Raw genomic sequence first — 14756 nt, 5'->3', positions numbered from 1 at the left:
ATGCCACTCTGTCACTTAAAAACATGACGAACGGTCTTTTTTCAATGTGAACGGTAGGGCATGACCTGTAAAACGTGCTATAATATGAATAACCATACACCAAAGGAGATGTCTATGAAAACCCATGTAAAACATTTTGGCTTTGGGGCGCTGCTGCTCTTGGCCATGCTTTTATTTTTTATGCCTGGGGCGCACGCACAGGGCGCATCCGGAACTGCCTGTATACCGGACGCTGAAACGCTGGAGGCTTACCAGGCCGACGGCACGCTTTCGCAGCGCCAGGCCTTTTATGAAAATCTGGGGCTTAACCAGACCGATCCGGGGCTCATTGCCCAGGCTGCGGCCAGGGAAGGGGGCGCGGACAATCTGCGCGCTGTTCCAACAGACTGGAAAACGGGCATGGCCACCACCGGTGAGGCCAAAATATTGCTGATCCGGGTCGATTTTCCGGACTATGGCTTTGACAGCCGTGACACCGAGGAGGCGCTTCGGCAGATTGCCTTTGGCACGGCGGGCGAGGATCAGCCCGGCTACCCCTACGAGAGCCTTTCGGCCTATTACGCGCGTTCCTCCTATGGAAGGCTTAAGATCTCGGGGCAGGTGGCAAGCTATACCGCCGTCCATGACCGGGATTTTTACACCGGTGACATGGTGCTCCTCTTTAAGGAGGCCATGACTGCACTGGATGCGGATGGCATGGATTTTGGCCAGTTTGACGGCAACGGCGACGGGCTTATGGACGGGGTATATATCCACTTTGCCGGGCCTGATACGGGCTGGGGCAGCCCCTGGTGGAGCTACAAGACGCACTATAATGACTTTAACCCTCCCTTTGTGCTGGACGGCGTGGCGCTCTCGGACTATGTTACCCTGCACAATAACTCGGCCGACGGCGCCCAGACCCTCATTCATGAGACGGGGCATATGCTGGGTCTGGCGGACTATTATTCCTATGTCGATCAAAGCTACGAGAACGGTATCCGCACCTTTGACATGATGTATGATAACACTGGCGACCACAATGGCTTTTCCAAATGGCTGCTGGGCTGGATCGACCCTGGGGATATCACCCGGGTTTCGGCGGCGGACGGCGGCGCGGAGCTGGCTTTAAGCGCTATTTCTGGCAATGACGGCTCCAAAATCGCGGTGGTCTCCCCAACGGATTCGGGTATGTTCTCAGAATATTTCCTGGTGCAGTATGATGTGCCGGGCCTTAACAATGAGAAGCTTTATTACCCCGACGCGCCGGACAGCGGTTTCCGTATTTTTCATGTTAACGCTGCGCTGAACGCGGATGGCTCAAATTTTATGTATATGAACAAAACGCCGGCAGAGCCCAAGCTCATCGAGGCCGTTGGGCCAGAAAACCAGACGGCCCCCTTCACGCCTCTGTTTTACACAGACGGTATGCGCCTGGCGCCGGACACCACCCCGGACAGCAGCTTTTTCGGCGGTATGTATCAGGCCTACACGGGGGTGGTCATGGAAAACCTGGACACGAAAAACGCCAGCCTGAGCGTGCGGTTTGAAAACACGCCGCCGACGCCGCCGTCTCTTACCCTCACGCCAGACAGCCCCATGGATGATCTGACCAACCTGCCCGCCTTTACCTTTACCACCAATATCCCCGTCGAGGCCACGCTCTATGAGGGCACGCGGCAGCCGGTGATGCTGGAGGGGCCGGAGGGCTTCTCCTGCCGTATGCACTGTGTTATTAAGGAAAAAGCGCTGACGGTGGGGCCTGTGGACAGCTCCAACGTGGCGGCCCTTAAGGCCAACACGGAATACACCCTGGTATTTCCCGAGAAATATTTTGAGTTGGGCGGGGGCGTCCGTTCCCAGGAAATGCGCTTTTCTGTGAAAACCGGCGATATTCCCGCTGTCGCAGGCACTGGCGTGCTGGAGCCGGCTTCTGGCTTTGCCTTAAAAAAGAGCGCGCTTTCGCCGCTGTCGGACGGACGGTTTTTCCGTTTTATCGGGCAGTGTAAATCTTCCGGTGAAAGCTATTTTGATTATTTTGAGCAGCTGCAGCTCCTGATGGTCGACGCTGATTTCCAGACCAGCCTGCTGAAGCTGGAATCGATCCCGAACCCTGAATCTTACACCGATCTTCAGGGCTTTGCCCTTGCCGGAGACAGGCTTGCGCTGGCGCTCTATAATCGCGCCGACGATAAAACGGATCTCTACGCTGTCGATTTAGACGGCGAGGTGCTGGCCGGCCCTTACACGGTAAGCGGCAGCCCCAATTTCTTTGTGTGCGGCGGCAAGCTAAAGACCTGGAAGTTTGCCTACGGCATCGACGAGGGGGCGTCCAGCCTACAGGTCGAGACCATCGACTTCAAAAACCCGGTTACCGTCGACACAATCTATGGTGAGCGGCTCAACAGCGAGCTCAGGCTTTTCCCCGTCGACGCCACCCAATACGCGGTCTTTGAGCGAAGCTCCACTGGCCTGTGGGAATATCAGGATTACCTGAGCCTTTACAGCGCGGACAGCGCGACGCCAAAATGGCGAACGGAGTGCACCACCACCAACGATACCGTTGGCGTGGGTATCCTAAAGGGGCGCATTGTCCGGATCGAGACGGCCTATATGGGTGACACGGCCAGCCGGGCCAGCTTTACCAGCCAGTACAAAAAGCTTCTGGCCACCACCTTTGATGAAAACGGCAGTGTGGCAGAGGGGTCTAAAGCGCTGGGGCGTGTCCGGGTTGGGATGAACAATGCTCCAAATGCTTTTTCTGTGAAAAGCGGCTCTGCCGGCATCGCGGTGGAAAGTGCCTTTACCGCCCCGGCGCTGCCCTTCCCTGACAACGACAATGACACGGAATGTCGGGACTTTTTCTTCATTAGCGGCGACGGCCAGACAAGAGCCATGAGCGGCCAGAACGTGCTCCCGGGTTTGTGGGCTGGCAACCGCTACCTGATCACAGGCAATGACCTGATCACAGGCAATCTCCTCTACTACCAGACGGAGACCATTTTTGCGGACACGCCGGTAACGCCCGACACGCCCGACACACCTGTAACACCGGATGCCCCCGACGCCCCGGACAGCGGCGCCAACCCTGCCGCAGCTTCGGGCAACACCGGCGGCAATCTCTCCACCGGTATTTTGGGCGCACAGGCCTCCCCCTATGTCTGCCTTGCCCTTCTGGGCGCAGCCCTCTGCGGTCTGGCTGTTTATCGAAAAAACAGCTGACAGCACGAACAAAGCCTTCCGGCATTTTGCCGGAAGGCTTTTAGGTTGAAAGTTCAGGAATATTGCCCAAAAATGACAAGCGGTCGCTTTTTGATGTAAACGGTATGCCGGTGTGGTTGATAATATGATATAATAAATGTAGCTTCATTGTATAAAGAAGTAAAACGAGAGGAGACTATTGTGAAAAAACGGATTTTATGTATTTTACTCAGCTTGCTCATGGTTTTATCGCTGGTTCCAGCGGGCGCACTGGCTCAGGAGGAAGAAACGCCAGTGTCCTATGATAACTGTGCGGCGGGTGAGGCCATTGTGTGTATGGAAAAAGCTTCGCCGCTCTCACGCAGCGCGGTACCAAGCCTGCTGGCTGGCGCCGAGGTGCTCATGGACATCTCTGAAGCCCCGGCAGCAGGGGCGCGCAGCCTGTCGGCGGATGCCGGCGGTCAGGTGCTGGCGCTGGTGCGGGACGAGAACCGCAGCACAGAGGAGCTCATCGCTGAGCTTAACACCTATCCGCAGGTGGCCTTTGCTGAGCCAAACTATGCCATCTCGCCCATCACAGACGAGGCCAGTGTACCGGCAGCTGTAACGCCGGAGCCATCGGCGGCTGTGGAGGAAAGCCCTGCGCCTGAAACCGCTGTTCCGGCGGAAAGCAATACTGCCGCAGCGGCGCCGGCTGCCGAGGCAGCGCAGGCTGCACCTGCTGCCAAAGCGCCTGGCGCTGTCAACACAGCGGATACCATGACCAATTACCAGTGGGCTTATAACAACACTGGCAACTATTTCAGCTCTCTAAAGGGCTTTGACATGCGTTACGACGGCTGGAATCAGGTTTCTGGCACCTCGGGCAATGACGATGTTGTCATCGCTGTGCTGGACACAGGGGTGGACGCCGAAAACCCGGATCTCAAAAATAAAATGTGGAGCCGCGGCGGTCTGGATCTGCCCGGCGGTGAACATGGCATCAACTATGGCGGGTATACTGATGAACAGATGGCGGACACCTCTGACCCCAACGGCCACGGCACGCACTGCGCAGGCATTATCGGGGCAGAATGGGGAAACGGCGGTGTTTCCGGCACCTCACAAAACGCCAAAATCATGGCGCTGCGCTACGGAAGCTTTATCTCCACTGTGCTCGCGTGCTATGACTACATGGCCTCTGCCATCGACCTTGATGTAAACCTAAAGGCTGTCAACTGCTCCTTTACCAGCTCTGGCTCTCCAAAATCTCTGGATCTGGCTGTAGAAAAGCTTGGTAAAAAGGGCCTGGTCTCTGTCTACGGGTCTGCCAACTCGGCAACGGATAACGATAAAACCGGGATTCTGTCCTCTACCTTTATCGATAACCCTTACGCCGTTGTGGTGGACGCCGCCAACGCCTATGGCCAGATGGCTCTCTACAGCTGCTATGGCCAGCGCACCACGGATATTGTGGCGCCCGGCTCCCGGATTCTTTCTACCTGGCCAACGGATCAAGCCTTTTATTATCCGGAATTTTCAAACAGCAATCTCTTTTACGAGGGCTTTGAAAACGACGGTTCGCTCAAATTCTATACCGACGCTGATCCGGTTAAGGGTAAGGAATGCGGAGAAATCACCGGAGAAAAGAGGTATAACGGCCAAAAGAGCTTAAAGCTCCAGGGCACCGCGGAGGGCAATACGGTTTACTCACAGCCCGTTGACCTGACCCAGGCTTCTGGCTTCGATCCTTCTGCCCCTTATCGTTTTTCACTGAGCATTGCGGGTGCAGAGAAAAACGGCAACGGCCAGGCCGACATAAAAGTCCGCCTGAAAGACGGCACTTTCGCGCCGCTCAACAACGCCGCCGAAGATTCTTTTGCCCGCGGACGGGACGGCGGCTTTAACGGCCTCGGCTCTGGAGAGGCTCAGATTCTGCCTGAAAATACTGATTATAAGAATTTCCAGCTCTGCCTGACTTTAAGGGGTATTGATATGGTATTCCCCAACGGCCACGGCGAATATTCCTATCAGGATAACGCGGTCTACATCGATAACCTGGGGGTTGGCAGCGAAACCCTTCCCTATAATTATTCGGACGGTACCTCCATGGCAACGCCCATGATCACTGGCGCGGTGGCGGTGCTGGCTGAGCGCTACAAAGATGACAAAGCGGCCAAACGCGCTGCCCGCACCATCGGCAGTGTCAAAAAATACGATAAATTTAAGGACAAATGCGTGTCGGACGGCTTCATCGACCTGAGCCAAGCTGCTACGGATAATCCTTACCCGGTGGTCAACGCTGCGGCTATCACAGACGACACAGTGACCATCGACGGCTATTTCTTTGGTCAAAACCCGGCCGTCACCATTGGCGGAAAAGCGGCCCAAATCCAGTCGAATGAAACCACTGACAACGGCGGTCAGCGGCTGGTGGTCTCACGTCCTGCGGATGTGAGCGGCATGGCCCGGGTATCGGTCACTTCTTCTGAAAAGGGTGAGGGACACCAGTCCTACGACTTTGGCGCGATCAAGGATGTGGCTTATTTTGAAAACACCCTGCCCCTGCCCGAGGACGCTGCCTTTTACGATACGGAGGCTTACCAGATGGTGGGCTATGGGGATTACCTCTACTGTATCCCGCATTTTTATAACTTACCTGAGATTGTGACCATGCTCTGGCGGTTTAATGTCAACACCCAAACCTGGGATCAGGTGGCGCTGCCTGAGGACGCCCCCATGATTAATGCGACGGCGGTTGTCTGGCAGGACAAGCTGCTGATTTACAGCCACGATATCGGTACAGTGGGCACAATCCTGACCTATGACGGCAGCACCTGGACGCAGACGCCTGGCTTTAGCAACGAGGAACTGCCCTCCTCCGCTACTCTGGTAAACAATGACGGACAGCTGCTGGCAGTGGGCGGCGCCTCAAGCAATGCGGTTTACGCCATCGATTTAGACAACCATACGCTTACCCCCATGGGTAACACCCTTCGGACAGCCAGGGGGACGCTGGTCAGCGCCGGCCATGGGCAGCTTATTGTCAGCGGCGGGCTGGAAGCCGGCAACCAAAACGGTACGCTGCCGGGTGTTGAACGGCTCACGCTGGATAACGGCGTCTTTACGGCTGCTAAGCTGGATATGACGGGGATTAAAACCGGCAATCTGTCCGGCTTTGCCAGCGCTGCTGTTAAAGACGGTTTTATGCTGGTTGGGCCAGAGACGGACACGGGCAGCACCGATACCTATACCCTCGGCGCTTCGGGCAATCTGACGCCTTATGAAAAACGGGTGGATAACGCGGCGCTGGCCAATCCGTCGGCCGCGGCCTATAAAGGACAGTTTTATGTTCTGGCCCGCACCTATACCACCGACAGTAATTTTATTTTTAAATCCACGGCTGTGCAGACCGAGGATCCTGTAACGCCGGATACTCCGGTAACTCCGGATAACAACGGGGACGGCAATGCAAATAATGTGGGCACAGGCATAGCGGGCATGATGCCCATAGCCAGCGCCGCTGTCCTGCTGCTCTGCGCTGCGGGGATTGTGTTCTTGGTGATGAAAAGACGTAAGAAGATGTGAGGCTAAAGCCTTAAAAAGTAAAACTTGAATGGAGAATGTAGAATTGAGAATTGAGAATTACCGGAGCAAAATGCTGCTGCATTTTGATTAGAAGCGGCCGGAGGCCGCAATTTTGATCGCTTGAGCCAGGGCGAAAGCGTTCTGACATTCTCCATTTTCCATTTTCAATTCTCCATTAATACCGCTTCACATTTTGGCTTTGCAGCTTTTGACCGTCTTTTTCGACAGTCAAAAAGCGTTACCGGAGGATCTCCGGTAACGCTTTTTTTATGGGCAGGCCACAAGGTTTTCGGCGGTTCTTTCCATATCCAGCAGCAGGATAATTTTATCTTTGTGGGTATAGATCGCTTTTTCCCTTGGGCGGCCGGCGCTCAGCCTTCTGGCGGCGTCGGCTGTTCTCTCGGCTTCGTCAACAGCCTGGATATAGGGCTCTTTTAGCAGGGCAATACCGAACTGGTACACGCCGCTTCGCAGAATCAGCAGCACGGGCGCACGGCTTTCAGGTATTTTCTCTTCTTCCAGCTGCACAACGGGCACCACCATGCCTTTGTAATGGTACACGCCGCAAAAATAGGAGGGCTGACAGGGGATGCTGTGGAGACGGGTATCAAAACAGATTTCGACGATGTTTTCAAACTCGGCCGCATAGGTTTTTCCGCTGCTTTCAAAGCACAGGATTTCCTTTTTATTCTGGTCTTTCATCGCCCTCTCCTTCCCTTCTGGCGGCATTCCCAACTCTGCGGATCAGGGCCTCGATATCCAGCGCCATACAGATTTGTCCGTCACCCATGACGCTGCAGCCGTTCATGGCTGTCTTTTCTTTAAAATGCTCGCCAAACAGTGCCGGCAGGGGCTTTAGAACGATTTTTTCCCGCTGCATAACCAGCCCTGCCTTGATGCAGGTTTCCCGCGCCGGCCCGCGCACATGCAGGATGATCCGTTCTGGGCGCTCGCTTCTGTCTAACCCGTAGTGCCTGGCAAGGTCAATGATGGGCAGCGCCTTGCCCTCGCAGATGATCACCTCCTCACCATTTTCCATATGGAGGTTAGGATTTTCCTGGGTGTACTCAAAGTAACGCTGTACCTGATGTGCTGGCAGTGAAAACATCTGGGTCCCGGCGCTGAACCGGATGCACTCTACGATGGTATGGGTCAGAGGCATGTTCAAAATCACGGTGGTGCCCTGTCCCTTTTCGCTTTCGATGCGCAGATGGCCGCCGGCCTCATCGGCAATTTTTTTGACAATATCCATGCCTACGCCACGGCCGGAGTACTCGTTGGCCACCTGGTTGGTGGAAAGCCCTGGCAGGGTGCTGAGCTCAAGAATTTCTTCTGTGGTATACGTTTCCTCAGGCTTGGTAAACAGATTTTTTTCCCGGGCTTTCTGGCGGAGCTTTTCCACATCCATGCCTCTGCCGTCATCGCTTATTTTGGCAACAAGCTCGCCGCCGTGGCTCTCAACCGAAAGCCGGATATCTCCCTCGCGGCTTTTCCCAGCCTTTTCCCGCTCTTCGGGCGCCTCAATGCCGTGATCGACAGCATTGCGCATAATGTGCATGGCGGCCTCCAGCAGCTGGTCCATGATGTTATTGTCGGCCTCCACATCCTGGCCTGTGACGGTCAGGTTCACGGCTTTATTCTCTGACCTGGCCACATCCCGCAGCACACGCCGCAGCTTTGGCACAATCCGCTCCACTGGCACCATGCGCATATGAATGACGGTGTCTTCCAGCGCCTCCAGCACCTGGTGGGTCTGAACGGTCAGCTTCTCGACGTCGTCACCACAGTGCATTGCCTCCAGCCTGCTGGTCAGCGAGGAGACGAAAAGCATGAGCTCGCCGAGAAGGTTCTGGACATGATCCAGCCGGGCTGTCCGAACGTTCAAAAATTCGCTTTCTACCTTTTCAACTGCTACATAATCGGCTTCTTTTTTATCCCCCGCCCCGGGCAGTGGCGTAATGGCCTGCTGCCTCGCCTCTGGAACAGGCAGTGGGTTCTTGGCCAGCAGCTCACACTGGCTTACAAAGAGCCCTCTCTGCAAAATGGGCAGGGCTTTTTCCAGCGCCTCCTCCGCGATGCAGAAGAGCATGCCGCTTTCTCTTATAAAATCGGCGCTTTCCGGGTGCTTTTCCGGGCTGTCTGGAAAGCACTCTGCGCCGGGACAGGCCGCGCTCAGCTGCTTCATGAGCATAAAGGCCCGCACATTTTCCATTTTGCAGCCCTGTTCAAAGGTCACTTTGACGATCACGCCGGGCTTTTTAAGAAACGCGGGCAGGCTTTCCTCGGTCTGGCCGCTGCCTGCCTGTTCCGGGGTCTTGATCTGATCCAGGCAGCCTTTAATCCGGCGCTCGAAGACGTCGGCACTTTCGGGCATGTAGTCCTCCCTGTTCATTCTTCCCAGCTCGGCCTTTATAAAATCGGAGGCGTCAAAGAGCAGCTCGAAAATTTCTTTTTCGGCTTTTTTCATCTGCTGCGGATCGTCCCGCAGCTCTGAAAACAGATCCTCAAGCCGGTGCGCGGTGGCCTGAAGACTGTCAAGCCCCATAATGGCCGAGGAGCTTTTGGTGGTATGCATAATCCTGAAAATGCTGTTGATATCCTCGGCCGTAAGCGCTCCAGACGCCTCGGACCGGAGCAGGATTTCGTCCAGCTTCTCCATGAGCTGGCCGGTTTCCAGCAGGTAGACCTCCAGCATTGCCTGTACGTCGGCTTCAAAAAAGCTCATCTCAAAGCCCCATTTCCTGGGCTTCGCGGTACCAGACGCTGCGGTTTTTTCCGCTGCGCTTGCCTGCGTAAAGCGCTTTGTCTGCGCGCTCGATATTATGCTTCATATCTTCGGTTTCGTCATACACGGAGAGGCCAAGGGTAATGGTACAGTTAAAGGATGTATCGCCGTCCACAAAGGGAAAAGCTTCTACCTCGCCCCGGATGCTCTCGCTGATCTCATAGGCTTCTTCCTCTGTGACGGAAAACAGCACGATCAGAAACTCCTCTCCGCCCCACCGGATCACGCGGTGCCTGCGGCAGATGCTCTCCATAATATTGGACACACAGATCAGTGCCACGTCTCCGGCCTCGTGGCCGTACTGGTCGTTGACAATTTTAAAATCATCCACGTCACCCATGATCAGGACACAGCCCACATCCTTCCGATTATGGCTCTGCATTTCGCCCATGAGGTCATCCTGCACGTAGCGCCTGTTATAAAGACCGGTTAGCCCGTCTCTGAAGGCCATATAATTGAGCTTTTCCATATTGTTTTTGAGCTCCCGGTTCATCCGGTCCAGCTCATCCTTCTGTTTTTTCATGCTCAGGTGCGCGACGACGCGGGATTTCAGCTCTTCCTGCCCAAAGGGCTTTTTAATATAATCGCAGGCGCCAAGGGAGAACCCCCGCATCACGTCTTTATCACTGTCCTTTGACGTGATAAAAATAATGGAGGCGTTGTTCTCATCTCTTTCCTGAAGCTGTCTGCAAAGATCATATCCCTCTGCGTCTGGCAGCACCACATCCAGCAGAACCAGATCGGGCCTGCACAGCTCCATGGCGGCCAGCGCCTCTTTTGCTGAGTGGGCTTCCTCCAGATTGATGTCTTCCTCTTTCATGATGTTTTTTATTTGCTGGCAGATCAGTATGCTGTCGTCAACAATCAATACGGTCTGCCTCTCTGATGCTCTCATTACCATTTTCTCCTTTTACCTTTTCCTACGTTTTCTTACAGCAGCTTTGTCTTGCGGTTTATGCCCCGGACCTCCAGCTTTCCGGTCTGTGCTGAAAACAAAATGGTCCGGCCATGGCTCATCCCGATGTCCTCTGCCACAATGGGAATGCCCTCGCTCTTTAAAACCGCCTTAACTGCCTTTATGTTTTTCTCGCCAATGCCGGTTTCTGCCTGGGCCTGCTGAAACATTTCTGCCCCGCCTGCGATTTTGGCGACCAGCCGTTCCCGTTTTGCGCCATAGCCTGCCATGAGCTCCTGAAGCAGCCGCTTGATGCCAGTGTCTGCAAACTGGTATACATTGTTCTGGTTGACTGCTGTTCTCTGATAGGGCAGAAGAATGTGCAGCATGCCCGCCACCTTAAGCTGGTGATCGTAAAGACAGATACCCACACAGGAGCCTAAAGCATATGAAATTAAAACAGCCGGGCTTTCTGCCACCTTGCCATCGGCGATTCCTACAATGATTTTTTCCATTTATCCGTTTAACACCTGAAGGATTTTATCAAGCGTTTCAATCTCAGGCAGAAACAGCACGTGGCTGGTAAAATCATTGCCTTCGACGCTGAACTTATTTTCGATGAGCATGAGCTCATCGCTCAAATTGGCAAAGTGGATCATGGGCACGCTTAAAATCGCGCCGATCATGTCACAGCAGATGTCTGGCACAGATACGTGCACCTTTACCCCCATCAGCTGTGCCAGGGCGTTGATGTAGGCGCCGCACATCACATTGCCAATCTCGCAGACGGCGGAGCTGCTCATCTCATCCAGGGCTACCAGCTCCCGCTCTTCCTCGCCCAGCAGGGCGTTCAGGATGTTCTGTGTAAAGGTCTCATCCAGCAGAAACATAAAAATTCCGGACAGGTCCCCGCTGATTTCTAACATGATGCCTGTTCCCAGTGTCTCGGGGCCGCCCAGCAGCTCGGGCGTGTCCTGATAATTGACGATGCGTATCGCGGGCAGGCCAACGGAAAAAGTTTTTCCCACCATGGCGGAAAGGGCTGTGATGGCGTTGCCGGTACCGATATTGCCGATTTCTTTAAGCATATCTTCTGAGGCGGCGTCCATGTCTGAGTATTTCATCATGTGTTGTCACCGCCTCTTTTTTTGCCAAGGGCGGTTTCTACTGCCTGGATAATCTGTTCGGGCTTAAAGGGCTTGACGATAAAGTCTAAGGCTCCGCTCTGCACAGCCTCCAGAATCATGGCCTCCTGGCCGACGGCAGAGCACATAACCACTACCGCGTCCGGGTCTTCCTTTACAATGGACTTAAGGGCTTCGATGCCGTTCATCTCCGGCATGGAGATATCCATCAGCACTGCATCGGGCTTTTCGGCTTCGTAGACCGCGCAGGCCTCTACGCCATTGGCAGCTTCAAAAATCTGTGTGTAGCCTGCTTCGCTTAGTATCTTCTTTAACATGGCCCGCATAAAGAGCGCGTCATCTACGATTAATATTTTATTCTGCATTCCCATGTCTCCTGTTTACTCAAATTCAAATTGCTCTACCAAATTTTTAAGCAGCTGTGCCTGGGCGGATAATTCCTCGCTGGCGGCCGCGCTTTCCTCCGATGTCGCCGAGTTGCTCTGTACGATTTCGGATATGAGCTCGATGCTGCTGCGTATCTGGGCGATGGCCTCGGCCTGCCGGGTGGAAGCTTCGGATATTTTATCGACCACACCGCTTACCTCCTGGGCGCCGTCCACAACCTTTACCAGTGATCTGCCGGTCTCGTCGGCAACAGCCATGCCTTCTTCCACGCTCTCGTTATTTTTGAGCGCCAGCTCTGCGGTCATCTTAGAAGCCTCGGCAGCTTTGGCGGCCAGCCGCCTCACCTCGTTGGCGACCACGGCAAAGCCGCGTCCGGCATCTCCGGCGCGGGCGGCCTCGACCGAGGCGTTGAGGGCCAGAATATTGGTCTGGAAGGCAATATCCTCAATCTCCTTGACAATGCCGGTGATCTCGCTGGAATTCTTTTTAATCTGGGTAATGCATTGGATAAGCTCCTGCATCTGAGTATTACTGTCCAGTATCTGGCAGCCCACCTCGTCGGCAATGCGGCTTGAATTGACTGCGTCATCGGCATTATTTTTTACACTTTCGGATATATCGTTGATGCTGGAGGCCAGCTCCTCAATGGACCCTGCCTGCTCTGATGCGCCCTGGGCCAGAAGCTGTGCCCCGTTTGACACCTGCTCTGCCCCTCCGGCTACCTGCTCGGCGCTGCTTCCAATCTGCTGGAGAGAATCCTTTAACAGTGCCGAGATTTTTTCCATGGCTTTATTGACAGCGATAAAATCGCCCTTAAACTGCATGTCTGTTTTATAATCCAGATGTCCCTCACCCAGGGCGGTCAACACTTTCTGTATTTCTTCCACATAGCTGCTGAGCGCCGCGGCGGTTTCCCGGATACTGTCGGACAACTGGCCAAATTCATTCTTGGACGTATATTCAAGATCAATTTTCAGTCTGCCCTCGGAGATGTCCTTAGCGGCTTCCTGTACTTTTTTGATGGGCTCTGTAATGCTTCGGCTGATGTAAAACCACATAAGGCAGGTGATAACCAGGATAACCGCTGCCATGCTTACCAGGACGATAAGCATCCGGTTTTCTACGCCCTGAGCACTGCCCAGATATTTCTGGACGTCTTCCTCAGCCGCGTTACCCAGGCTTTCCAAAGCATCTCTCGTTATCTTGGCCTGGGGCTCATACTCGACGCGGTACAGCTCCAGGGCTTTTTCCTTGTTCCCCTGTTCCAGAAGCCTGATCATCTCATTCCGCGCGGGTTTCAGGGAGGCAATCTGTTTCTCCACTTCTGTAAATAAGGCTTCTTCCTCTGTATAATCCCTGTCCAGCTCCTCCATACCGCTTTCAATAAGCGCAATATAGCTTTTAGCCTCCTCCAGATAGGTCTGGCTCTCCGCCTCATTGATTCCCGAGGCCACACAGAGAAGATCCCGCCCAACGCCCTGAATGGCGCTGCGCATGGTCAAGGTCGTGGTGGCCACCTGGTAGGGCTTGTCATAAAATTCTCTCAGGGTTCCCCCAACGCTTTTTATACCAAAAGCCGCTGCCACGACGGTCCCAATATAAAAAACAATAATACAGGCAAATGACAGCAGCAGCTTGGTGGCAGTGCTTAAATTTTCTATTTTCTTTTTCATCTGGCTCTCCCTTTTTTACAAATTGTATTTATAATTGTTGACAGCACTTATCTCTGCTTTTCCAGTTTTGAGGTAGAAATACACTGTACGTCCAAAGCTGTCTCCAGTATCCTCTGCCTTTATGGGAATCGCTTTTTCCCGCAGCCATCTGCGCGCCGCCTCGATATTTTGCTTTCCAATATCCCCGTTTTCAAGCTTATCGGCAAAGCGAAAAATTTTAGCGCCGCCGATCACCTTGGCCCACAGCCTTTCAAGGCGCGCCCCTTTTTCCAGAAGCCCTTCGAGCAGGGCTTCGAGCGCTGTATCCACATATTTCAGGCGATCCTCTGGGTTGCTTTCCTTCGCTTTTCGGCTGTCTGGAAACAGGGTGTAGGCCATACCGCCTGTCTTCAGCGCTTCATCATAGAGACAGACCACAATGCCTGAGCCCAGGGCCCGGACGATAAATATATCCTCGTGACTGCCAAGGGCCAGATGGTTTGGCCGAAGCTGGCAACTGTTCATAATGTCACCCCCACGGCTTGCAATAACTGGCAGGTCGATTCCTGATAAAGCATTAAACCCAAATGATTCATGTTGCTGTCCTCCTTCAGATAAAAGCCATTCTCTATACAGACAGTGTCCTGGCCAAGTCCCATGATCCAGCTGGCCGGATCGGTTACCATGGCGCCCAGCATGTCAATGGAAACTGCCGGCTGGGAAATATGGATCTGCTTATGCATATAGGCCGAGATCGCTGTAAAATAGGAGGATGCCATAATATTGGTAATCTCCTGAATAACGGAAAGCTTATACTCATCCATCTCCCGAAAGTTTGCGGGGCAGCCGATGGTTTTCATCAACAGCTCTCTGACAAAGGGTTCTGTCAGGACAAACAGCAGCATTCCGGAAATGTCTCCGTAAAACGGCAGCAGAATTCCCATTGCGCTCTCATCTATTTTTCCAAAAGCCTCTGGCAGTCTGTCGCACTCCAGGGGTATGACCTGTGGCTGCCTGGCAATGATCTCCTCAGAGATCAGATGCGAAAGGGCAGTCACCGCACTGCCGCTGCCTATATTGCCAATCTCCTGAAAGGCGTCCTTTGAAAGAATGTCTATCTCACTTCTCTTCATTGCTCACGAACT

General features: G+C 53.9%; 11 protein-coding genes. 2 read left to right on the top strand and 9 right to left on the bottom strand.

Features of this window, described 5'->3' with window-relative positions; all coding sequences use genetic code 11:
- The first annotated feature begins 84 nt into the window (after positions 1–84).
- Complete coding sequence (locus DW091_RS00570) at positions 85–3201, top strand: hypothetical protein (RefSeq protein ID WP_158577790.1); 3117 nt, start codon at positions 85–87, stop codon at positions 3199–3201.
- A gap of 180 nt (positions 3202–3381) precedes the next feature.
- Positions 3382–6747, top strand: a complete 3366-nt coding sequence (locus tag DW091_RS00565; RefSeq protein ID WP_118517115.1) for a S8 family serine peptidase — start codon at positions 3382–3384, stop codon at positions 6745–6747.
- Between the two features lie 267 nt (positions 6748–7014).
- On the opposite strand, the gene DW091_RS00560 is transcribed toward DW091_RS00565, so the two are convergent.
- The 9 genes from DW091_RS00560 to DW091_RS00520 are packed head-to-tail and all read right to left on the bottom strand — an operon-like array spanning position 7015 to position 14744.
- Positions 7015–7449, bottom strand: a complete 435-nt coding sequence (locus DW091_RS00560) for a chemotaxis protein CheW (RefSeq protein ID WP_158577789.1) — start codon at positions 7447–7449, stop codon at positions 7015–7017.
- Positions 7433–9472: an ATP-binding protein gene (locus DW091_RS00555; protein ID WP_118517113.1), complete on the bottom strand. Its 2040-nt coding sequence runs from the start codon at positions 9470–9472 to the stop codon at positions 7433–7435. Before DW091_RS00555 ends, DW091_RS00560 begins: the two co-directional genes overlap by 17 nt.
- Before the next feature lies 1 nt (position 9473).
- Entirely contained in the window at positions 9474–10427 is a 954-nt protein-coding gene (locus DW091_RS00550; RefSeq protein WP_118517112.1) for a diguanylate cyclase, read from the bottom strand.
- 35 nt (positions 10428–10462) lie between these two features.
- A complete protein-coding gene (locus tag DW091_RS00545) occupies positions 10463–10942 on the bottom strand; it encodes a chemotaxis protein CheD (RefSeq protein WP_058693243.1) in 480 nt (159 codons plus the stop codon).
- Positions 10943–11554 carry a chemotaxis protein CheC gene (locus DW091_RS00540; RefSeq protein WP_058693242.1) on the bottom strand — a complete coding sequence of 204 codons (612 nt, stop codon included), beginning with the start codon at positions 11552–11554 and terminating at the stop codon, positions 10943–10945.
- Positions 11551–11937 (bottom strand): response regulator, encoded by a 387-nt coding sequence (locus tag DW091_RS00535; RefSeq protein WP_058693241.1) that lies wholly within the window; start codon positions 11935–11937, stop codon positions 11551–11553. The genes DW091_RS00540 and DW091_RS00535 overlap by 4 nt, the downstream gene beginning before the upstream one ends.
- A 15-nt stretch (positions 11938–11952) precedes the next feature.
- Positions 11953–13632 (bottom strand): methyl-accepting chemotaxis protein, encoded by a 1680-nt coding sequence (locus DW091_RS00530; RefSeq protein WP_058693240.1) that lies wholly within the window; start codon positions 13630–13632, stop codon positions 11953–11955.
- Between the two features lie 15 nt (positions 13633–13647).
- Positions 13648–14136, bottom strand: coding sequence for a chemotaxis protein CheD (locus DW091_RS00525; RefSeq protein ID WP_096920508.1), 489 nt, complete (start codon positions 14134–14136; stop codon positions 13648–13650).
- Positions 14133–14744 (bottom strand): chemotaxis protein CheC, encoded by a 612-nt coding sequence (locus tag DW091_RS00520; RefSeq protein WP_058693238.1) that lies wholly within the window; start codon positions 14742–14744, stop codon positions 14133–14135. The genes DW091_RS00525 and DW091_RS00520 overlap by 4 nt, the downstream gene beginning before the upstream one ends.
- Positions 14745–14756 lie beyond the last annotated feature (12 nt).

The sequence above is a fragment of the Eubacterium sp. AM05-23 genome (genome assembly GCF_003477535.1).
GTDB classification, from domain to species: domain Bacteria; phylum Bacillota; class Clostridia; order Eubacteriales; family Eubacteriaceae; genus Eubacterium; species Eubacterium maltosivorans.
This window is presented reverse-complemented; position numbering and strand designations above follow the sequence as displayed.